We start from the raw sequence: 25,361 nt of genomic DNA on the forward strand, positions 1-25,361 counted from the left end.
AAGTCTTTGAATTATCAAACACCTTACCAAGTTTTTCTGAGTTATATAAAAAGTCTAACTTAATTTGACAATTTAAAGATAGTAAAAAGGGGTTCAAAAGGAAAATTAATATACAACAAAAGGTATTAAGAAGGGAGACCTCAAAATCAGGTATCCCTCTTTAGTTAATCAATTCTTCTAACCGTTTTTGTCACAAATCCAAATATAGCTAGTACATTGAAACAAACATAGAAAGTAGTAAAACTCCAAACTCCATTAGTTGCTAAATCTTCTAAATAGAGATATCTCTCAGTAAAAAAGAGGTAAATGCCATAGATTTCTATAAAGACTAATCCACTGATGAGTCCGATAAGAAATAAAGCACCTGAAACTTTCACAATCTGATAAAGGACAAGCAACATCAGTCCTATTGCTGCGATAATCAAAAGGCTTTGTAGAATTTGCTCCAACATCTTACACCTCTTTCTAGGCTAATTGCTTGCGATAGTAGTCAGCCTGTCTCTTGTCTAAATCATCAAGTTGGGCAACCAAATCAAGGTATTCCGTCTTTGTCACCTCATCTAAGTTTGGAAAATCATTCTCACGACTTGTGATGATGATTTCCAGCTGTCCAGTAATTTCACGCCTTGAAAAACTGTAATCAAAGGTCTCATCTTCATACTGTTCCTTTAAAGTTTGGTAGTTTGCCCTATCTTCTGAACTCGTAAAGCCTTGTGACAACCATTCTTCAAGTTGATAACGCATTTCTTCTACTGTTTTGGTCATGGTCTGTTCTCCTTTTGTGATTTCTTGACTTCATTTTACCGCGTTCAAAAATATTTGTCAGCCTTTTTTCTTATATCTCGAGTGCTAGTTGTTGCTTCTTTTGGGCTGTTGTATCTTCACTAAACTTGGCCAAAGCTGCATCTATCTCTTCAATCTCTGCTTCTTTTTCAACCAAGGGAGCCAAAACATCATACTTAGCCTTTACAAGTTGATAATCTTCTTCCTTGGGAAAGACTTTTTCAACTTCTACTTTGGCTACTCGTAGCTTATCTTTTAAATCCTTTACCAGCCCTTCTGTCTTTTCTTGGTCATCCATGATATGGTCAATGGCATTACTAATCCGTTGAATGGTTCCCACGTCTGATTTCAAATCAAGGGCGACAGTATACTGATTATCTCCTACAATCATTAAAGAGACAGTCTCTGGCAAGGGCTCACTAGGACCTCGTGTAGTCATTTTTAAGTCAAATCCTCTAAAGCTGGCAAGTGTTCTGACTTCCTTGGTCTCTGAGCGGTTATAGGTAATGAGTTTTCGCAGGTAGTCCCCTGCTTCTGTACGATTATCCATTTTCTGATTGTCAAATCGCATGACAAAATCTTGCGACTTTGTTGCCAAAGATTGGGCAATATCCTTATCATATTGACTCAACCGTTTTTCCATAATAGGGAGGTGCTTCTCGCTATAGGAAATCGTATGGCGATACTCGTCTTTGGAGCGATTAAAGGCGCGTTTTTGATTTTCTAAAACTGTCAGTTCATTTTCCAACTCCATTTTGAGCTTAAGGTAGGGATTACCAGTGGCTAAAGCCTTAAAGTCAGAAGCAGTCATGGTTTGTTCATCAATGTCTTCAGCTGATCTCACAGGATCTTTTGAGGTCATTATCTGCGTAATGTATTTGAGCTTATTCTCCTGTGTCTGCCAGAGGTAATTGTCGAAGCTCCCTTTAGTAATATAGTGATAAATATCTACCTCTTGGTGCATGTTTCCCTGACGAATCAATCTACCATTTCGCTGGACAATGTCTGAGGGACGCCAGGGAACATCTAAGTGGTGGACTGCTTTCATACGTGATTGTACGTTTAATCCTGTTCCCCCTTTTTCCGTAGAAGCCATGAGAATCCGTACTTCTCCACTATTGACCTTTCGTGATAGGGAATTTTTCTTCTCATCGGTATTGGCATCATGCACAAAAGCAATCTGTTCTTTGGGAATCCCTCGATCAACCAGCAAACCTTTCAGTTCATTATAAACATCAAAACCTTCTTCCTTACTTTTAGGGGTACCAATATCAGAGAAAATCATCTGAGTAGCCTTTTCTCCTGCTCCTTCAAGGTAGATTCGCTCGACATTATCAACCACTTGAAGGATTTTCTGATTATCTGATAAGGTATAAACAGGATCAATCAACCGCATATCAATAGCTAGTTTTCTGGCTTCTCCTGTGATTTTAAGCATGTTATCTCTACTTGGATCAACACTACCTGACTTGATAGCGTCTGAACGCTTTACCAGCTCTTCCAAATAGTATTTCTGAGCTTGCGTTAACTCGCTTTCCACCGCAATAATCTTAGCCTCTGGTACTGGTAAATCAAGCATGTCTGAGGTCTGAATATCGGCAGTTTCCTTGTAGATTCGCATGAGTTCAGGAAGGTTGACAAATTTCTTAAACCGTTTCTTAGGTTGGTACTTATCACCTGTCGGGGCTAGTTCCATGGAGTTTTCGATATTCCCAAAAGCCCCAACCCACGAATCAAAATTTGATACCTGGTATCGCTCTAAAACATCAGGTTGAATGTAATTCATCATGGTGAAAAGTTCACTAATAGAGTTAGAAACTGGTGTTCCTGTCGCAAAAACGACATTTCTATCTCCATGCTCTGCCTGAACCTGTCTCACCTTCATCTCCATGTCTACGTTCTTTTTTGAAGTAGTATTGGTAATGCCAGCGACATTCCCAAGTCCAGTGATTGGACGGATATTCTTGAAGTGATGAGCCTCATCCACAAAAAGAAAATCAATGCCAAGGTTTTCAAATTCGATAAAGGTATCTCGCTCTAGTTTTTGGAGTTCTTCCAACTGGTGTTCCAATCCCTTAATCGAACGCTCCGCTTCTTTCACCGTATAATCAGAATCACTTCCTAGTTTAATTTCTCTGAGTTGCTCGAGTTTGTCATTGATATAGGTGACCTGTTTTTCACGACTCATCGGTATTTTCTCAAACTGGGAATCCCCAATGACAATGGCATCATAGTCCCCTGTAATAATCCGAGACACAAACTGCTTGCGTTTGGCTTTGGCAAAGTCTTTCTTAGTGGTCACATAGACTTTTTTGGTTGGGAAAAATTTCATGATTTCTTGACCAAACTGTGCAGTCAAACTAGACGGAACCACATAAAGAGGTTTATGCACCATCCCTAATTCTTTCAACTTGAAACCAGCTCCAAGCATGGTCAAAGTTTTTCCAGACCCTACCTCGTGGGCTAGTAGGGCACGTTTTTCCTCGACAATTCGTTGAATGGCATTCTTTTGGTGAGGACGTAAGGATATATTCTGAGCAAGTCCATCAATGGTTAAATGGCTACCATCATAGGTCTTTGATACTGTACGATTGTAGAGCCTATTATAGGTATCTTCAATCATTTGTTGAACTTCTGGATACCTTGCCACATAGTCTTGAAAGAGTTCTTGTAGGTGTGTCTCCTTAGCACGCAGGACTGTTGTTTTCTCCACATCCGTCACATTCTTTTTCTTATCCCCTTCGACAACTTGTTTTGTGATGGTTGGTTGATTGGAATTCAGGAGATTTTCAAAGATTTTTCGACCACTATCATAGCGTGAAGCAGGGACACCTAAACTCCTATCTGTTGCGTTGGAATAGGTGTAGGCAAACTTAGATTGGTAAGTGATAACCCCGTCAATGGGACTGACCTCAAGGACTGTCGCTACTTCTTGGTCTGACAGTTCATAGGCTTTCCCCATAAAGGTTTCTTGGGCAAATTTTCCGTAAACAGACAAAGGAATCCAGCGTGAACCGATTCGATAATCAATGTCTGCCAAAGTAATGCGTGCTGGTTTGACTGATTCTAGAAGTCCCGCATAATGCGGCCAGTTAAAGTCCTGATTGTCTTGTTTGACAAATAGGTCCACCACTTCTAACTTGGTAACGACATCCCCTGACAAAAAGTCTTGGCGAGAAACATAGGTCAATTCCCCATTCAGATACTTCTCAGGATCAGGCATAATGAGGTCTCCTAGCTCCTCAATCAAGGACATCTTAGAATCGACCTGATAAATGGACATCATATAAGTAAAATCAACCCCTCTGCCGTCAGCCAAGCTAGAATTTAAGGCATCAAGGGCTGTATGTACCTTTTTAACCTCTTTTTCAGGACGCACTAAAGCCTTCTCAAAAGCAAGGGATTTAGTATAGATAACAGACTTTCCACTTGGATCCAGACGTTCATCTTCCAAACTAGCAAGAAGCGAATACTTATCATCACTATCAAAAAGATTGCGGTTCACTGCACTGTTCAAATACCCATAGTGTTTGACAAAGCTATCATAGGTACGATTGAGTTTGCCTAACAAGTGGTTAAAGGTCTCCTTATCGTAGTCATAATAGCGTTGAATGGCAATAACTTCTTGGTAGGCATTGCGAATATTGACCATTCCTTTGATTCGTGCCACTTCTTTATCAGACAATGGAGCTTCATAGAAAACTGTCTTTTTATAATATCCCTTAAACTGACCACGTTTTGCTGCATCATCGGTCACATAGACATCCAGAGCAGTGTTATCAGTCACTTCTAAGGCATTAAAGCGATCAATCTGCTTTTGAGAATGTTTGGTGTCCCATGCTTTGAAGTTGCCCTCTTCATCGACATAGTAACTGATTTCTTCCGTCTTGGTTCCGACTCGAATGCCTTTGTTATCTCGATAGTAAACTGTAGAACCCTGATAACCAAAACTGTACTGGCCTAGATTCTCCCTCATTTCAGCTGGAATGGAGGTATCAATGACTTGTTTGGTCAACACATCTGGGTTAATGATGACCTCATTTCTATCAATCTCTCTTGGGGCTTTTACTTGATGTAGAGCTGCTTCAACACTTGCAATCAAGTCATCACTAGTCCCCTTAACAGAAAGTGTTCCTCCGTTAAAATTTCTGACCTCGTAGGTTCCTAGCACCTGGCTATTGTATTCTCCATCAAAGTAAGGATTGAGCCAAATGCGACTATCCTTGTCATAACGAATGGAACCTGAAAAGGCTAAATCGTCTGCCACATATCCCTTGTCTAAGTGTTTCTGGAAGAATAACATATCCGTTGTGACACTCGTTCCTGCAATGGCCTTAAAGGCAGAATCAGGCAGTCGAACCCCACCAAGAAATTCAGTTGTCTCACGAATATCTTGTAAAATATTTTCTGTTCGCTTATCCATAGTTCCTGTGGAAGAGATAATCGCTACTTGTCCACCATCATGAACCAAATCAAGTGACTTTTTGACAAAGTAATCATGAATCATGTAAGGCCTATCGTACCTGTTATCCGCAATTCGTATATTGGCAAAGGGAACATTTGAAATCACCAAATCAAAACTATTGTCGTTAAAAGCCACCGTCTCAAAGCCCTTAATTTCAATGTGACTATTTGGATGAAGGTGTTTGGCAATAGCTCCTGTAATAGTATCTAATTCCACACCATATAACTCACTCTTTTCTCTTAAGTGTTTGGGCATAGCCGCAAAGAAATTCCCTGTTCCCATGGAAGGATCTAGAATTTTACCACCTGTAAAACCATCTCTTTCCAACTTATCCCACATCTGACGGATCAAGGCTGGGTCTGTATAATAGGCTGTCAGAGAGGACTGTTTCATATCCGAATACTCTTTATCTGTGACTAGGCTTTTCAGTTCTTCTCGTTCCTTAGAAAATTTTGGATTATAGTCATCAAAAAATTCATTGGCTAGTCCACCCCAGCCTACATACTTGGCAAGGAGTTCTTGTTCATTTTTACTTGCCTGACGGTGTCCCGTTTCAAGTGTTTTAACCAAACGAATGGCCGCAATGTTTGTCTCAACCTTATCTCTAGCAGTCTTTGGATAAAAGTCCGTCATATCTTCTGGAAAATAAAAGTCCGTTACTGGAATCTCTGGAATTGTTTCGACTACTACCTCTTCAGGAATTTGACGATCTGTTTCTTCAAGATCAGTATCATTATGACCTTTTTCTGAACTATCTGGTTCCAATAGTCCAATGCTCTGAAATGGCTCCTCTTCCAGAAATGAAAAAAGATTTAGTTCTTGGTCCGCTTCTTCTAACTCTGTTTGTTTTTCTGCCTTTGGCTGATGAAGTGCCTGACTGACTTCTTCCCAGGTCCTCACATAAAGAACTGGATTTTGTTCAATGATATCCGAAAAATCATTGACTAACTCAATCCGAATCAAACCATTCAATCGAGCATCGCTGACCGACACGACCTCAAAGTCCTGTCCCTTATAGGAAACCAATGACCCCAGAGGATAAGTGTCCAATACTCTCTGGACTAGTGGATTTTCCGCGAATTCTTCATCAGCTACTTCTTTTCCCTCAACTTTCTCTAGCTTGCTCTTCCAATCTCTGAGGGTTAAATCTGGCTGATTGCGTTTATCTTTTTCAAATTGTTCCGCATCTTCTCTGCTGATTTCTTCGTGTAAAAAGGCGTAGGCAACTTGTCGCAGCTCTTCAATGGAAAGCTGGCTACCAAAGAAAAATTCAACCTTTTCATGGCTTAGTCCCATTTGGAGTAGTTCTGTCGCAAGGGCTAGTTGAGTTACCGAGGCTTTGGGATAACCACCTAATAAAGCAAGGTCCGCATTTTTTAAACGAAAACGACCAGCCGCATCCAATAAAATACCGACTTGGTCTGGGTCAAACTGAGATAGCTCAATCCCCACTTGAGTCAATTTTTCTTGATTTTCTATCCTAATGGCTTGTCCAATTTTTTCTAATTCCTTTTCTTCGACTCTAGTCAAAGTTCTTTTCAACTCATAGGGACTACCATCAGCTTCTAGATAGGTAAGTAACTCCTCGCCCTCAAAGATTGGTGTCATTTCCATTTCAGTGTCAAAATCACCTCGTTTAAAACTTGGGACTTTGGAACGTTCATTTCGAATTTGGTCAAAATATGTTAGAATCTCAAATTTACGTCGTAAAGATAACTCTTCATAAGCTGGCAGATGACTGGTTTTTCCTGTTTGAACATCTAGTTGAGACAAATCTACATCTAAACTAGCAATGATGAGAGAGCCATCTTCTCTAAATGATATTGCTTGATGAACACTTGTTTTGTGCTCATCAACAGTTTCTTCATTTTCTAGAACTGTTTCATCAACTCCTGTTTCAAGCTCAGGCTCGTAAGTCAAGAGAAACTGTTCAATATCTCGGCTAATCCGATCCGCTAAATTATTAGCCACACGATAAACATTGACCAAATTAGCTCCCCTACTCTTTTGTAATAGAGAATCTGGTGAAATAGTTTGGTAGTGTCCATTTGAGTCTAATAGTTGAAAACGAGTGGCCAGATTGAACAAGGCCACATCAATCACCAAGTCTTTTTCAGACGGCGATAATTTGTCAAGTTTTTGGAGACCAGTTTGGCCAAATACTTGTGTATAGGTCAATAGATCATGAGCAGTATCATAAGGACTAGCCTGGACAAAAGCTGAAACATCTGTCTCAAAGTGAAGTACCTGAACAGATCTTTTTATTCCCTGCCTATTTGTCATAAACTGACGAATAAGACTATCCCACTCCTCATCAAAATGCTGTGCTTGGTAATATAAAAATGCCTCAAGCAGGGCTCTATCACGAGGAATGGTGGCTCTCATCATTTGTAGTAAGACTTCTTGATTCATTATTCCCTCCCATTTCAAAAAGGCTGAGAGTGTTTCTCAGCCCTTTGCGTTAATCTAGGACCAAGGCTCGTTGGTCTCTTTCTTGTGGAATACCTTCCATTACAGTTGCCACATAGTGTTGTAAGAAATTACTTTTCTGGTCTAGTAAATCTTTTTGCAAGGCAAGGTGAACCAAATCTCCAAAGTAATCCTGACTGGAAATAGCCAATTCCTGTTGAATTATGGCCTGTAAGGTTTCAAGGCTAAGTGGTGAATAATCGTCACTATCCAAAACCTCATACTGTTCCAAGGTGTCTGAAAGACTATTTGAAGACATTAAATCCATAATAAAACTAGATCCTTCACCTGTTCGGTACAGCTTTTCCAGAATGTCAGTCATATCTGCCTGTAGTTCATCCTGATAACTATCCACTTTATCTCGTAGCTCATCACTAATCAAGGATAGGTCATCTTCATCCATATAATCTTGATAAACCTGATTGAGGATTGTTCTATTAGAAATACTTAATTCCAAAGAGAGAAAAGCTTTGATAAACTCTTGGTAATCGACCTTCTCCATTTCAGACAAAGCCTCTTTCATGGTGTCAAAGTTCCAAGCCATCACACAACTCCTTTTGTGGGACTAGTGGTGAATGTCCAGATTGTAGCTCTTCTAAATCAGCTTGACCATCACCATCTGTGTCAACAGACTGCGGATTGGTTCCCAAAGCTAGTTCCTGAGCATCTGTCAAACCATCTTGGTCTGAATCCTTTTCATAAATAGTTTTTGGATTCATCTACTTCTCCTCCTTTTTCTTTAGTCCATAAGCTGTACCAAGTAGAATACCGGCTCCAATCAAGCCCAAAAGGGTTTCCTGTTCCCCTGTATTTGGCAAAACGCTAGCTGGAACAGGTGGTTCTATAGTCTCAATTGGTGGTTGAGGTGGTGAGGGTTGATTTGGACTTGGTTCTTCAGGTTGAGGTGTATGTGTTACAACTGTATTTGAGCTGATGACATAGCCATTCACTGTATGAAGGTAGGTATTCTCCACCTGACCAGTCGCAATCCGTTTCATCTGCAGGTAAACATCTGCCTGAAAGGCTGAATCATCAGAGATAGTCTCTAAGAAGGATTTATCAAATGAAATTGACACTAGGCCATTTTCTGTATCCACCTGTTGCAAGGTATATTTCGTAACCTCCGTTCCTTCTTTTAAGACAGAACCGTCTTTGAGGATGACATCCGTCATCAGATAGCTGCGATAAACACCATTATACTCATCATGCTTTTCATCATAGTTATCTTCAAAACCATATTCAAATAAATCAGTCGCACGATTGCTTGGAATCAATGCTCCAACCAAGCGATAGTTAAAGGTTTGATGCAAGGCCACTTCTTTCCCGTCAAGGCTCTCATATTTATGAGACAAGTCGATCACCACATCTTTTTGTGGGTCTAATTTTGGAACATTATTAACCACTGTTTCCGTGACATAGGCCAAGCCAAAATCAATCTGATAGGCTGTATTTTCATACTGACCACCTGTTTTGGTCAACTCATTTTTAACTGTCATCGGAAGCGTGACAATTAAGGTTTGACCAGTCTTCACATAAGTATCATAATAGGCTTTTGGATCATCGCTACTAAGAACTTGAATGGCTCCTTTAGGTGTAAACTGACGTTTAGCCATGGCATCTTGGACGACTTTCGGAGCTTCTGACAAACTAGCGTAGGTGCTGACGGAGATAGCAGATACACGATTGCCATCCTTATCCAAAACTTGAATGCCATCAGGATTTAGGGTAAGGGCTTCTTCTGGGTAATCGTCTACCATGTAAAATCCCTTGGCAAGAACATCATCCGTCACGACCATGTCCTTGTATTGACTGTAATCCAAGACAATTTTGTAATAATTGACCGTATTCGGAAGAACAGTCTTTCCATCAATTGAAATACCTTCTTGGTTGGTATTAGACTTATGTGGAGTTACTTTAGGGACAAAATTGGTCACCGTGTTGGTTTCATAGGCTTGCCCAAAGTCCACCTGATAAGCCACGTTTTCATAAGACTTCCCTGAATTAAGCATGGTTTCCAAAACCGTCATCGGAGTGACAATGGTAATATTCTCCCCCTTGGTCACATAAGATTCAAAAAAGGCTTGTGGGTCCTCAGGCATGAAAACTTGAAAAGCTCCTTTAGGCTGAATTTTTTGTTTCGAAAGGGCTGCTTGTAGCATTTTAGGAGCTTCTGATAATTGAGAATAAGCCTTCACCGTGATTCCTGAAACTGTTTTGCCATCAGATGTGATAAACTGAATAGCTGCTTCATCCGGCAATAAAGCTTCTTCTGGATAATCATCCACAAAGTAAAAACCTTGTGCAATCTGAGAGTTGTCTGCTTTAATCCCTCGGTATTGGTCCAAATCCCATGAGAGAGTATAGTGATTTTGAGTTCCCACTAGCATGGGCTTCCCATTGATGTCTACTTTGTCTTTATTGAGGTTTTGTTTCTTGGGTTCTGGAGAAACAAGGGTGTTGGTCACTTCCTTGGTTTCATAGCCATTGCCGAAATCAACTTGATAAGCCTTGTTTGCATAGGTCTTTGTCTGACCATAGAGACTATCTTTAACTGTCATTTTGGTCAGTAAAGCTAAAGATATTCCAGTTTGAACATACTGGTCATAAAAGGCTTGGTTGTCATCCGGCAAAAAGACTTGAAAGGCACCTGTCGGTGTAATCTTAGCACGAGCTAATTTATCTTGAAGGTCTTTAGGTGCTTCATTTAGGGAAGCATAGTTTTTAACCGTTATTCCTGATACCTTCTGACCATCAAGGGTTGTAACACCCGTGCCATTTTCCACCATATCAAGCACTTCCTCTGGGTAATCGTCCACAAAGAAGAAGCCTCGTGCAATTGTCTCTTTAGCAGAACGATCTCCCTTATACTGGTCCAAATCCCAAATCAATCGGTAGTGGTTGGTTGTGCCAAGGGCTACGACCGTGTCATTAATGAGGACACCATCCGCATTTTCATTGTTTTTATCTGGTGTAATGAGTGTGGTTGTCTCCCCATCACCTGGTGTACGAACCGTTACAACATTTGAAGTGACTGTGTAAGCATTGGTTGTGCCCTTGTTCAAAAGGAGTTTGTAACTATTGGAATAGGTTGCCCCATCATTTTGAACAGAACCATAGAGTTTTGGAGCAGTCAGTTGATAAACCTTGGTTAAATCTTTATTTACCTCCTGCAACAAGTTTTCCTTTGCGGTCAAGGTCACAAAATTCTTAGTCTCATCAAAGCTAAGGACATAGTTTCCATTCTCTTTTTGTGTTGTTTCCTTATCAAAGAGGTAACCAGCAGGCAAGTAGTCCTCAAAAATGAGACTAGTCGTTTGGGCACGATTGGGCGATAAGGCATCAACTGTTAAGGGATAAATCACCGTTGAATCTTTAGCGACAGTTTTCTCATGAAGATTAACTTGGTCACTATTGACCACTTCTTTCATAATCTCTGGAGTTGTCGTCAAACGGTACGCATGATAATGGACAGTTGGTACTTGTGGTGGCGTTGGAAGTTCTTTTGGAATTGGTTTAACAGGTAAGGTTACCTTGGTCAAAGTTAGACTAGGCTGCACTACTTCTTCCAAAGGCTTTGGCGTGAAGGTCACAGGCTTTTCAGGTGTAAAGGTTTTTGGAGTAAAGATATCTGGTGTTACCGTAATAGGTTCTGGAATGGGTTCAAGTTCCACCGTTACATGAGGTTTGGGACTATACGGTATTACAGTACGTGCCACTGGTAGGGTATTTAAGGCGAACCAGTATGACAAGCCAACATTCTGTGGCATATCGCCTTGGCCAAAGGTTACTGTGTAGGTATTACCTGATGTAACTGTTGAGACAATAGCTCCTTTATAAGCATAACGACTTGATGTGGTATCCCATTCCTCAGGTAAATTCAAATCACTTGCACGGTTTGAACCCAACGAACGGGCCAGACCTTCATTAGTCACTTGAACGGTAGAACCATTAATCGGCACAAATTTCCCAGATGAATCTTTGACATATTCTAGACCAATGTCATTATGATTGAGGGAAGAGTGTGTGAAGACTCCTGGCTTTTCTTTGGAGAAGGTAACTTGTGAACCGTCTTCCAAGAAATACTTAGCAACTACACGAAACTCCATCTTGTCTGTTCGCCAGTCACCGTTTCCGTCATTTCGATAGGCAATAAAGCCCTCTGTGGGATCGTTTGGTACAACCAGCTTCACGGCATCGGTTCCAGCTGGTGATACAAGGTTGGTAATATCGTAAGTCACTCGACTAATCTTTTTACCATCAAATCGTGCATTTTGAAGATTTTGATAGCTAAAACTAAGAGTCTCACCTGTTTTGAAGCTGTCATAGACAAAGAATCCTGTTGAATCCAAAATTCTTGAGTAGCCACCCAGCAAAGCATCGCCAGTTGAAATAATCTGATCAGGATTTCGGGTATTGGCTCCATGTTGTGCTTGTGGCTCACCGTTATTGAGATTGAGGGCTTGAGCAAGGGCTTCAGAAATATAACCTTCTTCACCTTTTGAAATCTCGGCAAAATCACGTTGATAGCGTTCCAATTCTTTGGCATTATAGGCATCAATCGCTTCATTCTCTTTTCTGGCTGTGGCTTCTTTTTCTTGATTTCGTTTAGTAATGGCTTCAATCTCAGCTGCACGATCTGAAACTAATTGTTGTTTCTCCTGATTAGCTTGATCTACTGCGGCTTGACCTGCACGGTTTTCAGCATCTACAGCTGCTTGACCTGCCTGATTCCGCTTTTCAATGGCTTCATTATCTGCCTTTGCCTTAGCAAGTCCAGCTTCATTTTCTTTTTGAATGGCCTGATTTTTCGCAACAATATCATCTGCCTTTGTTTTCTTTGTTAGATAATCCGCTACAGCTTGTTCGTTAGTTGATTGAATGGTTTCAACAGCCTTGCCATAGTTTGTATAGTCAAGTACAGATGTCCCATTTCCTGATGAAACTACTTGTTCAATTACTGTCACATCAGCATCTGCATACCGAGTTTTTAGGTCTTTGACTTTGGTATCAACCCAAGCATTTGTCTCTTTACCAGTTTGGTTGGCCCCCTCGTAGGCCTGTGACAGCTCCTTATTTTCCTGTTCGATGCGGGCTTTATTCGATTCGTATGTCGCTTTGTCAGCTTTGTAGGTTTCAGTAACTTCATTGATAGCCTCAACTTGGTTTTGGGCATCTTCTTCTGCTTTTGAAATTTGTTGGTTGGTTTCTGTCGCAGAAGTTGTATTTCCCAAGTCCATTGGACTATCTTCAACCGTAGAAACACCTTTAGCCTTTGCTTCTTCAACTGCTTGTGTTACCGTATCATGTGGTACGGTGACAGCAATCGCTCCGTTAGATTGTCCAGTTGACCCTAAACTTTCAGCTTGTTCAGAAACATGGTTTGGTTGTGCTTCTGGTAAATTTGTGGCTGGATTCTCCGTTCGTTGAATGGTGGTGTCAACTGATGATGTGACTTCATCAGCATGTGCAACCGTTCCTCCCCAAGCAACAACAGCTGTCACCATGGTTCCAAGGGCAACCGAACATAAAGTACGATATTTTTTACTCTTGCGAAAGACGTGTTTCTCGCCTTTTTCCTGATTGACAAGAAAGTGATGATTACATGTTTTGGTCATAAATAGTCCTTCTTTTCTTTTTTATGTAGCAACAAACTGTCACTCTTTATTAGATACGAGGGCGTTAAGCGAGCACGACAAAAATAGGAGTTTTGACGAAGAACTTTCCGTTCTAGGAGAAACTCTCTTTTTTGTACAGCTCGTAGCCCAAGTTCAATACCATCATAAAAAAGAAGGCTTGATTTTGTTATCACAATAAAATGAGGGAAAAGAAAATGTTGCTTTTATACCACAAATATTGTAAAATTGTAGTGTAAAAGCAACAAGTGGGAGGCCGTATGTCAAAAAAAGAGATTCTACTCGATTTTATAGAAAAGAACAATGGAATTGTCACAAACAAAGATTGTAAAGCACTAGGTATTCCAACAATATATCTGACAAGACTAGAGAAAGAAGGCATTATCTTCCGAGTTGAAAAAGGTATTTTCCTAACCCAAAACGGAGACTATGATGAATACTACTTCTTTCAATATCGTTTTCCTAAGGCTATTTTCTCTTATATTTCGGCACTGTATCTACAACAGTTTACAGATGAAATTCCACAATATTTTGATGTGACAGTTCCTAGAGGCTACCGCTTTAATACTCCTCCAGCTAATCTAAATATTCACTTTGTCTCTAAAGAATACAGCGAGCTGGGAATGACTACTGTACCTACTCCTTTGGGAAACAACGTAAGGGTATATGATTTTGAACGTATTATTTGTGATTTTGTAATACATCGAGAAAAGATTGATTCCGAACTCTTTGTCAAGACACTTCAATCTTATGGGAACTATCCTAAAAAAAATCTAGCAAAACTCTATGAATATGCGACAAAAATGAATACTTTAGAAAAAGTTAAACAAACTCTGGAGGTTCTAATATGAACAAAGCTAAATTAACAGCACTCTGTCATAAAATATCAAAGAATACTGGTTTAACCTTTAATTCCGTCATGACCTATTACTTCCTAGAAGTCATTTTGAAAAAATTAAGTCAAAGTTCTTATTCAAATCACTATATCTTCAAAGGAGGATTCCTACTTTCGAATGTCATCGGAGTTGAATCTCGTAGCACTGTTGATATTGACTTTTTATTCCATCAAATAACACTCTCAGAAGAAACTGTTAAACAGCAACTCAAGGAAATTTTAGCAGATTCCGAAGAAGGTATATCTTTTGTGATTCAATCAATCACAGCTATTAAAGAAAGTGATGACTATGGTGGCTATCGAGCAACAATTTCGTGCCAACTTGAGAATATTAAACAAGTTATCCATTTGGATATTGCGACAGGTGATGTTGTAACTCCTCAGCCGATTACATACGACTATAAAGCTATTTTTGATGAAGACAATTTTCCAATCATTGCTTATACAATTGAAACAATTCTAGCTGAAAAACTTCAAACCATCTATTCACGTAACTTCTTGAACAGTAGAAGCAAAGATTTTTACGATGTTTATATTCTTTCCAAACTGAAGAAAGAAGACATTGACTTCATTCAGTTGAGAAATGCCTGTCAGAGAACATTTTCATATCGCGAAACAGAACTCGATTTTGTAAAGATTATTGAACTACTCGAGAGGTTCAAATCTGACCCTATTCAGAATAAACAATGGCAAAATTATTCAAAAAAATATAGCTATACAAAAGGGATTTCACTTGCAGATGTTCTTGATGAGATGATTCGTCTCATAACAGTTCTCATTTCTATAAATTCTGATTAATCGTGACAAAAAAACACAAAAGATATGCTAACATTTATTCATTTTGTTAGCATATCCTTTTTTATTTCGTCGTAAAAGCAAAACTCAAGCTACTATCCACTCCAGATAATTTACGGAAGGTATAGTTTGGATTGCCATTGTAGTTGGTTTCGGAGATAAGGAAGGAGCCATCTGGGTAGACTTTTTCGACGAAAGCCACATGTCCGTATTCTGTTGGTGTGCCATGTCCTCCTCCCGCAAAGGAAAGGATAGCTCCTTCTTGTGGACTTGTCCCTATCTCCCCACCGAGACTTGCGGCTGTTCGTACCCAATCTTGGCCATTGCCCATGGTACTGATAATTGGAATCTTCTCACCGTTTTTACCTTTGAGTTTTAGCCCCAGTTGGTTGATACGGGCAGCGACTCCCCAAGTACATTGGCCGTAGGCATACCCCATACCGTCACCACCTCCTGGAATAGAGTTTTCAAAAAGGTCTCCTCGTACAGCTTCAAGTGCTTTTGGATCACTTTGTGCTGTTCCACCGTTGGGTTGACTAAAACCTTTTTCAATTTGGTAATACCACTCACTTGCCCGTGTTTGACGTTCAAGTAGCTTATCACCACTATTTCCTTCCCAGTAAATGAGAAAGAGCTGGGCAAGACTAGCTGGACTTCCTGAATTTTTGAAAAAGTCCTTTAACCAGTTGGTGTAATAAGGATTATCCCCATGCAACATGAAATCCAGTTGTAAGCCTAAGTCATACCACTTTTGATGTTTTCCTTTGGCATATTCCAACAATAAAGTATGTCTGCGTGACCCATCCGCGGTATCTGTCCATTGGCCTAAGCCTAAACCACGTTTGAGAATATTTGGGTAACGTCCATTGTATATAGTTGGACCATTAAGTGAGAGCCAGCCCTCATCATCCCACGAACTATCAGTCGCACCAACTGGCGGAGATAAATAGTCGCCTTCAGCTCGTTTTGGATTAATGGAAGATTCTACCGACCAATTTCCTAAAATAGCTGCTATAGCTTGATTTGTCGCACCTTTGCTTTTAAGATAGTCATAAATTGCCTTGGCTCTCTCGAACTCATCGCCGCCAAACTGACCGATAGTTGGAAGAATGGTGGTCTGAACCTGGATTACTTTTGGAAAGTAGAAAGCTGGATTGACATAGACCAACTTATCCGTATCATCATCAACCTTTTGATAGGTGACTTTTAGACCCGTTCCGTCTTTGGTCTGACCAATAATATCTCCTGCCAAGACATGTTGATGTTCACTCACTCGGCCTGAATGAATGCCAAACAAGGTTAGTTTAGTCTTATTCACTCCCTTACCAGATGTCAAAACAACGTTCTCTCCATCAAGAGATACCTTGCCATCCATCGGAGCTACAATGACTTGACCTTCTTTCGCTTCTAAGATGATATGGTGATGCAGCGTTGGTTTCTCATCAATGACCTCATACCCATATCGGTAGGTCATGCTTAAGCTATCCTCGTCAGTCTGTCCCTGAAAGGGATTGTCCAATTCTTGAAGGGCTAGATAGTTGCCTCCTTCTGTCAACTCCTTTAACTCTTCCTGGTCCTCATCAGACAGCTTGTAAGTAGGTTCTTTATATAAGTCAGACATGGATTTAATAGAATCTCCACCATTTAAGTCTGTCCACACTTGACTGAGAAACGCTTTGTAGGTCACACCACCTGTTTCCATGAAATCGTCAAGCTTGTAGTCTTGGTATTGATGATTCATGTAAACCATAATCTCATCAATCTTGGTGTAGTAGGCAATCCCTTTTTCATTGGTTCTCGTATGTTCCGCATCTTCCCACGTCATGTGGGTATAGGCCTTGGTCAACTCCATCTCATCTTGTTGAATGACACTACTACCTGAAACACTCATGAAAAAGCTCATCATCAAAAGGAGTATCAAGAGAATGCCTGAGACAATCCAAGTCAAAGGATTTCCCGCAAGGACAGAAAAGAAAGTCACACTTCCCTTAATGGCTTGGACGATTCCTTTGATACCTGCGACACTTTGTTTTCTCACATGCTTTAAAAAGGTCTGGTAACGTCTTCTTGGTTTAAGAGGTTTCTGGCGTGTGAATCCTTTTCCCTTTTTGAAGTTCTGGAATCGTTCCTTTCCATGAGAAAATTTTGTTTTGGTAAACCTCACACCTGTCTGTCCACTTTTTACTACCACCTTACCTGCTTGAAAGGTAAACCTTCCATAGCGTCTGGCTTTCAAACTAATATCCTTCATGGATCTTAGACCATCTAAATCATCCTCCTGTGCTATCAGGTCAAGGGATTCAGATGCAACTAAGCCTAATCCAACTTTGACTTTGGTAGAGTTTTTCTTAGTCTTTTGGACTTTCTTGAGTTGTTTAACCTCACGCTTGGCAGAACTTACGTCTTTTTCTGCACTTAGTCGATCAAATGATTTTTCTTGGTGAAACTGAAAGCGAGACTTCGGGGAAGGATTTTCTTTTTGGAAAGTAAACTTGGGATTAACTGCCTTTTGCTTCTCACTTAGTTTCACTTCTGACAAATGTTTTCTTGCAGTCCGCAAACGCTCTTGAGCTTGAGGAAGTCGATAGTTCTTGATTTCCTTTACCTTCAACAGTCTAGGAGAAACATAGGTAATTTCCTTTAGGAACTTCTCTTCTGCTTCCTTTTGGCTACTGAGTAGATTTCCTTTTATCTCTGTTTTCTTTTCCTGAAAAAGAGAATTTTGGGCTGGTTTTCGAAATCGTCCTTTTTTAGGAACAGTCTGTTTTAAGGCTCTAACTTCTTTCCGATAATGCATACGGGCTGATTTTAAGTTGCTTCGAAAGTTTTGCCTAGCATGTTTGACTAGCTTTTTATCCTCTTTCATCTCATGTCCTCATTTTTTCAGGGTCCGTACTCATGATGTCAAAGAGCTTGGTGTGTTGTGGAATCTTATTTTTAAATGGAACAACGGTTGAACCGGCCTTGATTAGCCCAGCACCTTTTTCAGGATTGACCAAGTATTTCTCCAGTTCCTTAGAAAGTCCAAGCATATGCACCAATTCTTCTCGATCGCTCTTAGCCTGTTTTAAAAGAATCATGAACTCGCTATTGGCAATAATGCGTCTGCCGTTGGCATCCAAAAGAAGCGTTTCTACATTCTGAGTAATGCCTGTCGGTATCGCCCCATACTTACGGACACGACTCCAAAGTTTAAAGAAGAAATCAGAGGCATACTTGTCCAATAAGAGAAGCTGCATTTCATCAAAGTAAATCCAGGTCTTCTTCCCTAGCTTTTGGTTTTTGACCACCCGATTCCAAATTTGGTCAAAGATAACCATGAGGGCAATTTGTTTTAATTCATCGCCTAACTTTTTGACATTGTAAATCAGGAAATGACTGTCTGTTTTAATATTGGTCCGATGTGAAAATATGTCCAGCGACCCTTCCACATAGAGTTCCATATCCAGTGCCAAGTCCTTAGCTTCCTGTTCAGGTTGTTGAGCTAAGACAAAGACCCATTCGACCAAGGACGGTGTGTCAAAATGCTTATAAGTGAGTCTTGTCACACGGTCAATCAAGGACTTTTCACGACCATCCATTTTACGGTCCAAGAGCTTTCCAATCCAAGACAAGAGAAATTCGGACTTGACCTTAACCGGATCCTCATCCATATTCTCATCAGATAGATCTAAGACATTTAAGAAGGTGGTAGAATCTGGGGCAATATCAATACTCTCCCCACCAAAGGCTTGACCGATAATACTGTACTCATTTTCTGGGTCAACAATAATAATTTCAGTATCACTATCTGCTTCCTTGAGCTTAGTTGAGATGATTTCATGTTTTGTCGCCATCCCTTTGCCAGCTCCAGAAGTCCCTAAAATCAAACCTGACGGAGTATTTAACTTGCCACGGTCAATACTGATGATATTACTTGAGATTTGATTGATGCCATAAAATTTCCCACCCTTGTCCTGAATATCAACGGAAGTCCAAGGGGCATTCACGGCAATGTTTGAAGTCAATAGAGACCGAGAAATACCTTCGAGATAGTTCTTCCCAAATGGCAAGAGACTATTAAAGGCAGCTTCTTGCATACAGGTCAAGTTATCGATAATCATATCATTTGACCCAGCCACTTGCTTGATAATATCAAGAGATTGTTTGAGTTGGTCTTCAGTATCCGCCAGCACGCCAATTAGAAATACGGTGTCAAACAGTTTATCTCCTGTTTGAGTCATGGTTTGAAGAAGAGCCTCAGCTTCATCGATATTGTTTTCAAGAACATACCCGACCTTCTCCAAATAGATTCCAGTCCGAGCCATCTTTTGTTGTTCCCCAATCTTTTGCGATTCCATCAAGGTCTTCTTGGTTCGTAGCTTGGTCATGGTTTCAGACTTGGTAGAGCCTTTAGCATGTAGGCTCATCATCACTTCCAAATCTGACTGCATGAGGTCACGAATAAATTTATCCCCTAGCTCCATACCATAGTCACGAACATAAACAATCTGTAATAATCGATCGTCCAATTCAATATGATTCTTATGTTTAAAGGAAAGGTAGGTTGGGGCAATAAAGTGTTTGGTGGATTGACCTGAGAGAGTCAAATCCTTGTAAGAAAACGGTAAATGATTTTCACCTCGCAACATATCCGCAAGGACATTCACTCGCTCCTCTCCACCGAGCAAACCAAGAGATACATCAATCTCTGAAAAGCCACTCTTGAAATATTCTCCAATTTGAGACAGAGAACGAAAAGCTAGTTTTGGTGTTTGGTCGCTCTTGCCAAATGAAAGAAACTTGACGGCTGAAAAATTGTTCTCACCCGCCTCTAAGTTAGCATCCATCATGCGATTCAATTCATCACGATAAGCATCAAACCCATCTTCCTGCAAGGGATAGAGAATACTCTTACGAAATTTTTCCAGATTGACCTTTTGATTGAAAATGGTCAGTTGGAAATTGGTCTGATCATCCAGTGAATTGATTAAATCGGAATATTTCTCCACGATAGCTCCCTTATCTTCTAAGCCAACTGTTTGATAATTGACATCTCCTAAGAGATAGGTTTGTGAGAAATAGCTTGGGCTGACCTGCATAAGGCCATTCTGAAAAAGCCCTTGATAGGCTAACGTATTTACGGTAGAAGGTCTGATCTCCTGCTTCTGTGTTTTCGTCTTTTGCTTTTTGTCATTAGAAGGTGTCTTTGGTTTCATTGAGTGTTTTAATTTTTTCACGTTGGTCTCCTTTTCTTCCAGTAAATGTACGGTCTGGCACCGTTAGTTCATAATGAAATCGGTACCTGAGGTAGGTTTCAAATGGTAAATCGTTGGGGCGATAGACCCCAAATAACATGAGTGGAATGGTAAAGCTAAAAACAAAGCCATAGACAAACCAATCCCCAAATTGCCAGTAAAATAGGTTCAAGCCCAATACCAAAATGGTTAGGGCGACGGCTGGAAATACAAAAATAACCTGTCTAGTTGTAAATCCCAGCCATGCCCTGTGTTGAACCTTTGAAATGTCCTTAAAGACACGTGTGTTCATAAATGTTCTCCAATCTAAGTAAGCTATAAAAAGAGGAGGCGGGCAATTTACTCCCATCCTCCTACATCCCCAAAATACTTCGGGCGGTCCGTTGACTGCCAACCAAGGCAATGATTAACAATATGGCCTGTACCAAGCCACCAAACATAATGGCGAGTGATTCCATAACTCCAGCTCCATTTGATACGGCAATCTTTCCAGCCGATTCAAACAAGGGAACAAGAGATACAATTAGAAAAATCAAAATACCTTGAACTGCATAGACCATGATGTTTTTAAGGTAACCAATCCCAACACTTCTCCAGTCATCACTAAGGAAGGTCGGAATGGTAATAGGGGCAAAAGGAATCATCAGATAGAGTTGGATAAAGCGAATGGTAATCAAGATATTGACAACCATGATACTCACCATTCTCACCAACCAAATGAGAATCGCAAAAAAGCCAATAATCATTTTTCCTACAATTCCAGATCCCTTGATGCCTGTGATGGTATCGTAATTAGCACCACCATTTGTGACAAGCCCTGCCACTTGTTCAATAACATAAGAGGCAATGGCAATAATGGCTTCCACAATAACCGTCGTATTGGTAATCACGACCGCGACCATGATGTAGCTGACAATCATAGGTGCTATGGCTTCAAAGGTCATTGCACCACCTGAGTTTGCAATTTTCTTGGCCATTTTTGAAAATTCGAGTACAAGAACAACCGCAAGAATAGCTACTCCCAAGGGCTGCATAATCCCCTTGGTAATGGCTGTCATGTAAGACCACACCGTCGGATTAAAGTCCGCTAGTGACTTAACCAAGTTGGCGGTTGATTCTAAATCCACTTGAAACCCTTCAAAAAGGCTATCACTAGATACTTTTTCAGAGGCTAGAAATACAAAAGGTGACGTAAAATTCATTATCATGTCATGTGCTGTCCTCCCCTAAATGGTAATCTGAGTCACAAAAGCACCAGCGGCTCCCACCATGACCCCACCAACAATTTCTAGAATAGCATTTCGGACACCTGGCCCACCATCTTTAATGTTGGTTGAAAGGTTGATAATGCCCATGACAACAAGAAAGGCTCCTACTGCAATCAAACCTTTTTGTAATAGAGACATGGCTTGAGAGAACATGGAGCTGGCGTCCACTCCGTAAACAAAGCCTGATAGTTTTTGATTCATATAATTCCTCATTTCTATTAATGTAGTGTCGTTTCTGTGCTTAAATCCCTTATTTTATGGCCTGATAAATCTACTTCTTCCTCAGCGGTTAGGGGACTGATATAATAGTGCCACCAGCGTTCATCGGTTTCCTTATCCGCAAGCCATTTCCAATTCTTATGTTTGAGCGGAAAATATTTCTTGGTTCGAAAAACAGGAACCCCTGCAATGCGTACTAGGCACTCATCTCGTTTCATATTCCCTACTTCATCAGCCGTCATCAAGTCACGGGCAATTTTCTGGTGAGAGGTAGAACTTGAGCCAGTCTGCCCAAAAGAACGACTGGTACTTCTGACATCAATGGTTTGTTTACCTAGAAGACCACTCATAAATTTGAAAGTTTCTTCGTCATTTCCACCCAAATAGAGGAGGCTGTCACAGTTCCCCAGTATAGTTTTCCAAGCCTCTTTTTCCTTATAAAGTCCTTGGAGTTGAGCAATATTTTGCAAGATTGGAACTAGACTCATGTTCCTAGAGCGAACTGTTGAGGTTTGTTCAGCGAAGTCTGGGATTTCTCCGACATTCGCAAACTCATCCAGATAGCTTCTAACATGAATCGGCAGTTGCCCTTTAAAGTCAACATCAGCCTGTCTGGTCAAAGTGGAGAAAACCGTAGAGAAAAATAAAGCAGATAGGAAACGAAAGGTCGTATCATTGTCTGGAATAACAAGATAGACCATGGTCTTTTGAGTGCCCCACGTTTTCAAATCCATAGTGTCTCTTTGCGTCAAATCAATCACCGATTGGATATTAAAAAGGGCAAATTTAGCTGTTGTGACCGCAATGACCGAATCCAAGGTCTTGTCCTTGTAGTTCTGAAAATCCGCCCAGTTTCTCATGGTAAAGTTCTCATGACCATATTTCTTAGCATAGTCTTCAAACAGGACTTCAAGAACACTTTTGTCCTGATTGTCTCCCTTTGATAAGAGTTTGATGAGTTTCCCAATCTCAGAAAAGGCTGGATAACGGCCATGCTCACGTCTTGCTTCCTGCTCTTGCTTGGAACTTCCTGGAGGATTGTAAAAATCCACCAAATAAGAGGCAATAGCTCTCACCAATGTCATGGAAGCCTCGTCCCAAAATGGATCACTGCGAGAACCAGACCCACGGGTATTGTTAAAATAGACCGTTAACATGCGGTTCAAATCATTCTCTGTTTCTACATAACGAAAGGGATTAAAACCGTCTGAATTGGTCATATTAACCAAGTCTAAAACCTTGACCTGATAACCGTTTTCTAAAAAGAGTTTACCTGTCTTCTCAGCCAAATGGTCTTTAGGATCTACGACAATATTGGAACAATTAAGTTGGATAAGGTTGGGTTTCACAAAGCGAAAGGTCTTTCCTGCCCCAGAACCCCCAATGACAATCAAATTTTTATTTCGATCAAACTGGGGCTTCTTCTTTTCCAACAAGGTTAGACGAACATCTCGAGCCAAAATCGTGTCATTGAAAGGATTCTTACTGTAAAAGTTCCGCTTTTCCTTACTGTTTCCAAATCGTGCAGAACCGTATTCTTCCCCTTCTCGATAGACCTTCTGTCCTGTCGATACATAAAGATAGACTAGCGTCATCGTTTGAATCCCAAGGATAAAGGCAAGAAGAGATTTTTGAGTAAAAGAAAATAGCCATAAAGGATTGAAAACCTGATTTAACCCCTCTCCTAAGAGGTAGGCAAACCGTTCCATAGGTGGGGCATTGGTTAAACTATCATAGAGTAGGGTTAGACGATGGCAGAAATAACCAAAGGCGAGCCCCAAGAGTCCAAAGACCAATGCTTTTTGCCTGGAATACATTACAAGGTCACCTCCTTGGTTTTGACTGCCGAAGGTTCTGTTACTCTAATTTTCTCTTTGGCCAGTTCTATCTCTTGGTCCAAGGTTTTATCAAAGGTTAGACCTTCTAGCTTCACAGGGTTAGACACCAGTTTCTTCAACAATTCGTCCAAGTGATGATCGAGCAAGGTCTTATCCTTGGCATAAAAGTAGAGATAGTCTTTTTGCCAACTAATTGCGATTGGCAGTTTTTCTGACTCCATCAACTCCTTAAATTTCTCCACATCGATTGGCTTATCTAGAATGTCTTTACTAACATCAATCGCTTCAATGACGTAAGGGCTTTGAAGGAGTTCTTCCAGTTTTTGAACCCCAATCTTATAAGCTGAATCTTGAGCCAAGGCTTGCCTAGCCGACCACTCTAAGAGCTTTAAGAGGGTTCTAACTGTCAATAAACTACTTCTTTCCACGTAGTGCATCGCTTGACGTTCTTGTTGTTCAGATGACATGGTGACCTCCTCTTTTTTTCGATTCCCTATCAAACATAAGGTGCTTCCATAATACGGAAGCACTCTTGATTTTGGTATCACAAGAAAGTTACGACATAAGCCAAACTATTCCAAAGTAAATGTAAGGCGATTGCCGTCATACAATCAGCTTTCAATCGAACAGCAGCCAAGGTCAAGCCAAGACAGCTATACATGAGCCAACTCCCTAACTGATTGGGGCCATGGGATAGAACAAAGAGAAAACTGGTCACGCCTATTTGTACAAAAGGGAATGTCAATTTTTCCCACAGCAACTGCCTATAAACTATCTCTTCAAGGATACTTGCATTGACCAGAAACAATAAAAAGATAATAGGGGGAACCTGTTTTCCTACTTGTACCAATACCGCTTGATTCCTAGTCTGACCTGGAAATAGGAAGCTGATGAAGACTGCAAAAGCAACCATAGCCACAAAGCCAAGAAGCAACCATCTTAGGCGATTTCTCAAGGTTATATTTTTTGCTTGAACAGTTTTATGACGGGCAATCTCTAGGCAAGTCACACTTAATAGGACCAATTGTAGCAAGACTATACCCTCTATTGTCAGATACTCTTTCAGGTATAAACTCACCAGAAGACCGTTAAGCTGTATGGCTAGATAAAACACCACTATCCTTATCATTGTCACCTCTTGAATAAATCTTCATAATCAATGTCTAAGACTAGAACGATTCGCTCAACCCATCTTGTTTGTGGCATCAGACGATTGGATTTGTAATGTCGCAGTTTTTGATAGAGGCGATTAAATTCACTTGGATAAACATATTGACCGTTGAATACTTTACGTGCTAGTTCTGCCCAAGTGAGTTCTTTTTCGGACAGAATGATTTCTAAATTGTCCCAAAATCGTTCATTCATCTTCACACCTACCCTGTCACTTGTTTCATCAAGCTGGCTTGAAACAGTTCTTCTTTTACCTGTCTGGGAAGAAAAGTACGCACTTCGTCTAATCCAATAGCTGGATAGACGTGATTCTGACAGACAATGAGAGGCAGACGAAGGTTTTGGTCTGGCTTTTGGAGAACGAGCTGAATCATCTCATTCAAACTTATCGAATATTGACGCTTAAAGCGAAGAAATCGTGGCGACAGCAACTCAAAACAATCCGTGGTTTTGGCAAAGAGTGACAGTAAGATTTCACGGTTTACATCACACGCTTTTATACAACGATAAGTCACACCATAGGTCGTCAAAATAGTTAGTAAATCTTGGTTTGTATTGGCATTATTTCCTAGATATACCTCAAGCATAG

General features: G+C 40.5%; 18 protein-coding genes. 2 read left to right on the plus strand and 16 right to left on the minus strand.

Annotated elements, in window-relative coordinates; all coding sequences use genetic code 11:
* Positions 1-164 precede the first annotated feature (164 nt).
* The 6 genes from ACHBGV_RS05335 to ACHBGV_RS05360 all read right to left on the minus strand — a co-directional run bounded on the left by ACHBGV_RS05335 (position 165) and on the right by ACHBGV_RS05360 (position 13,332).
* On the minus strand, positions 165-452 hold the full coding sequence (locus tag ACHBGV_RS05335) for a DUF5966 family protein (RefSeq protein WP_394735816.1): 288 nt from the start codon (positions 450-452) through the stop codon (positions 165-167).
* Between the two features lie 13 nt (positions 453-465).
* Entirely contained in the window at positions 466-765 is a 300-nt protein-coding gene (locus ACHBGV_RS05340; RefSeq protein ID WP_201342894.1) for a DUF5962 family protein, read from the minus strand.
* Between the two features lie 70 nt (positions 766-835).
* Positions 836-7,660, minus strand: coding sequence for an SNF2-related protein (locus tag ACHBGV_RS05345; protein WP_394735817.1), 6,825 nt, complete (start codon positions 7,658-7,660; stop codon positions 836-838).
* Between the two features lie 49 nt (positions 7,661-7,709).
* A complete protein-coding gene (locus tag ACHBGV_RS05350) occupies positions 7,710-8,261 on the minus strand; it encodes a hypothetical protein (protein WP_012775523.1) in 552 nt (183 codons plus the stop codon).
* Positions 8,245-8,436 (minus strand): calcium-binding protein, encoded by a 192-nt coding sequence (locus ACHBGV_RS05355; RefSeq protein ID WP_001068448.1) that lies wholly within the window; start codon positions 8,434-8,436, stop codon positions 8,245-8,247. Before ACHBGV_RS05355 ends, ACHBGV_RS05350 begins: the two co-directional genes overlap by 17 nt.
* Complete coding sequence (locus ACHBGV_RS05360) at positions 8,437-13,332, minus strand: SspB-related isopeptide-forming adhesin (RefSeq protein ID WP_394735818.1); 4,896 nt, start codon at positions 13,330-13,332, stop codon at positions 8,437-8,439.
* A 278-nt stretch (positions 13,333-13,610) separates the two neighbouring features.
* Here ACHBGV_RS05360 and ACHBGV_RS05365 point away from each other — a divergent pair, with 278 nt between their 5' ends.
* On the plus strand, positions 13,611-14,201 hold the full coding sequence (locus ACHBGV_RS05365; protein WP_000037237.1) for a type IV toxin-antitoxin system AbiEi family antitoxin domain-containing protein: 591 nt from the start codon (positions 13,611-13,613) through the stop codon (positions 14,199-14,201).
* On the plus strand, positions 14,198-15,043 hold the full coding sequence (locus ACHBGV_RS05370) for a nucleotidyl transferase AbiEii/AbiGii toxin family protein (RefSeq protein WP_001030299.1): 846 nt from the start codon (positions 14,198-14,200) through the stop codon (positions 15,041-15,043). Before ACHBGV_RS05365 ends, ACHBGV_RS05370 begins: the two co-directional genes overlap by 4 nt.
* A gap of 61 nt (positions 15,044-15,104) precedes the next feature.
* On the opposite strand, the gene ACHBGV_RS05375 is transcribed toward ACHBGV_RS05370, so the two are convergent.
* From ACHBGV_RS05375 to ACHBGV_RS05420, 10 genes are all read right to left on the minus strand, one after another.
* The gene (locus ACHBGV_RS05375; protein WP_394735819.1) at positions 15,105-17,906 is read right to left on the minus strand and encodes a phage tail tip lysozyme; all 2,802 of its coding nucleotides are present in this window, start codon (positions 17,904-17,906) and stop codon (positions 15,105-15,107) included.
* A 1-nt stretch (position 17,907) separates the two neighbouring features.
* Positions 17,908-20,259: a VirB4-like conjugal transfer ATPase, CD1110 family gene (locus tag ACHBGV_RS05380; RefSeq protein WP_394735820.1), complete on the minus strand. Its 2,352-nt coding sequence runs from the start codon at positions 20,257-20,259 to the stop codon at positions 17,908-17,910.
* A complete protein-coding gene (locus ACHBGV_RS05385) occupies positions 20,216-20,569 on the minus strand; it encodes a PrgI family protein (protein WP_394735821.1) in 354 nt (117 codons plus the stop codon). The genes ACHBGV_RS05380 and ACHBGV_RS05385 overlap by 44 nt, the downstream gene beginning before the upstream one ends.
* Before the next feature lie 61 nt (positions 20,570-20,630).
* Positions 20,631-21,485 carry a conjugal transfer protein TrbL gene (locus ACHBGV_RS05390; RefSeq protein ID WP_394735822.1) on the minus strand — a complete coding sequence of 285 codons (855 nt, stop codon included), beginning with the start codon at positions 21,483-21,485 and terminating at the stop codon, positions 20,631-20,633.
* Between the two features lie 18 nt (positions 21,486-21,503).
* Positions 21,504-21,746, minus strand: a complete 243-nt coding sequence (locus tag ACHBGV_RS05395; protein ID WP_001072171.1) for a hypothetical protein — start codon at positions 21,744-21,746, stop codon at positions 21,504-21,506.
* Between the two features lie 17 nt (positions 21,747-21,763).
* A complete protein-coding gene (locus ACHBGV_RS05400; protein WP_394735823.1) occupies positions 21,764-23,581 on the minus strand; it encodes a VirD4-like conjugal transfer protein, CD1115 family in 1,818 nt (605 codons plus the stop codon).
* Complete coding sequence (locus ACHBGV_RS05405) at positions 23,581-24,069, minus strand: hypothetical protein (RefSeq protein ID WP_394735824.1); 489 nt, start codon at positions 24,067-24,069, stop codon at positions 23,581-23,583. Before ACHBGV_RS05405 ends, ACHBGV_RS05400 begins: the two co-directional genes overlap by 1 nt.
* A 77-nt stretch (positions 24,070-24,146) precedes the next feature.
* Positions 24,147-24,731 carry a CPBP family intramembrane glutamic endopeptidase gene (locus tag ACHBGV_RS05410; RefSeq protein ID WP_000619439.1) on the minus strand — a complete coding sequence of 195 codons (585 nt, stop codon included), beginning with the start codon at positions 24,729-24,731 and terminating at the stop codon, positions 24,147-24,149.
* A 2-nt stretch (positions 24,732-24,733) separates the two neighbouring features.
* Entirely contained in the window at positions 24,734-24,967 is a 234-nt protein-coding gene (locus ACHBGV_RS05415) for a transcriptional regulator (RefSeq protein ID WP_105144342.1), read from the minus strand.
* An 8-nt stretch (positions 24,968-24,975) separates the two neighbouring features.
* On the minus strand, positions 24,976-25,359 hold the full coding sequence (locus ACHBGV_RS05420) for a hypothetical protein (RefSeq protein ID WP_074390216.1): 384 nt from the start codon (positions 25,357-25,359) through the stop codon (positions 24,976-24,978).
* Positions 25,360-25,361 lie beyond the last annotated feature (2 nt).

Origin of the sequence: Streptococcus sp. A34, from assembly GCF_043674115.1 — a bacterium.
Classification (GTDB): domain Bacteria; phylum Bacillota; class Bacilli; order Lactobacillales; family Streptococcaceae; genus Streptococcus; species Streptococcus suis_V.

Excerpts from the sequence above, each read along its gene's own strand:
- ACHBGV_RS05335 (WP_394735816.1), bottom strand. The coding sequence starts at position 452 with ATGTTGGAGCAAATTCTACAAAGCCTTTTGATTATCGCAGCAATAGGA.
- ACHBGV_RS05340 (WP_201342894.1), bottom strand. The coding sequence starts at position 765 with ATGACCAAAACAGTAGAAGAAATGCGTTATCAACTTGAAGAATGGTTG.
- ACHBGV_RS05345 (WP_394735817.1), bottom strand. The coding sequence starts at position 7,660 with ATGAATCAAGAAGTCTTACTACAAATGATGAGAGCCACCATTCCTCGT.
- ACHBGV_RS05350 (WP_012775523.1), bottom strand. The coding sequence starts at position 8,261 with ATGGCTTGGAACTTTGACACCATGAAAGAGGCTTTGTCTGAAATGGAG.
- ACHBGV_RS05355 (WP_001068448.1), bottom strand. The coding sequence starts at position 8,436 with ATGAATCCAAAAACTATTTATGAAAAGGATTCAGACCAAGATGGTTTG.
- ACHBGV_RS05360 (WP_394735818.1), bottom strand. The coding sequence starts at position 13,332 with ATGACCAAAACATGTAATCATCACTTTCTTGTCAATCAGGAAAAAGGC.
- ACHBGV_RS05365 (WP_000037237.1), top strand. The coding sequence starts at position 13,611 with ATGTCAAAAAAAGAGATTCTACTCGATTTTATAGAAAAGAACAATGGA.
- ACHBGV_RS05370 (WP_001030299.1), top strand. The coding sequence starts at position 14,198 with ATGAACAAAGCTAAATTAACAGCACTCTGTCATAAAATATCAAAGAAT.
- ACHBGV_RS05375 (WP_394735819.1), bottom strand. The coding sequence starts at position 17,906 with ATGAAAGAGGATAAAAAGCTAGTCAAACATGCTAGGCAAAACTTTCGA.
- ACHBGV_RS05385 (WP_394735821.1), bottom strand. The coding sequence starts at position 20,569 with ATGAACACACGTGTCTTTAAGGACATTTCAAAGGTTCAACACAGGGCA.
- ACHBGV_RS05390 (WP_394735822.1), bottom strand. The coding sequence starts at position 21,485 with ATGATAATGAATTTTACGTCACCTTTTGTATTTCTAGCCTCTGAAAAA.
- ACHBGV_RS05395 (WP_001072171.1), bottom strand. The coding sequence starts at position 21,746 with ATGAATCAAAAACTATCAGGCTTTGTTTACGGAGTGGACGCCAGCTCC.
- ACHBGV_RS05400 (WP_394735823.1), bottom strand. The coding sequence starts at position 23,581 with ATGTATTCCAGGCAAAAAGCATTGGTCTTTGGACTCTTGGGGCTCGCC.
- ACHBGV_RS05405 (WP_394735824.1), bottom strand. The coding sequence starts at position 24,069 with ATGTCATCTGAACAACAAGAACGTCAAGCGATGCACTACGTGGAAAGA.
- ACHBGV_RS05410 (WP_000619439.1), bottom strand. The coding sequence starts at position 24,731 with ATGATAAGGATAGTGGTGTTTTATCTAGCCATACAGCTTAACGGTCTT.
- ACHBGV_RS05415 (WP_105144342.1), bottom strand. The coding sequence starts at position 24,967 with ATGAATGAACGATTTTGGGACAATTTAGAAATCATTCTGTCCGAAAAA.
- ACHBGV_RS05420 (WP_074390216.1), bottom strand. The coding sequence starts at position 25,359 with ATGCTTGAGGTATATCTAGGAAATAATGCCAATACAAACCAAGATTTA.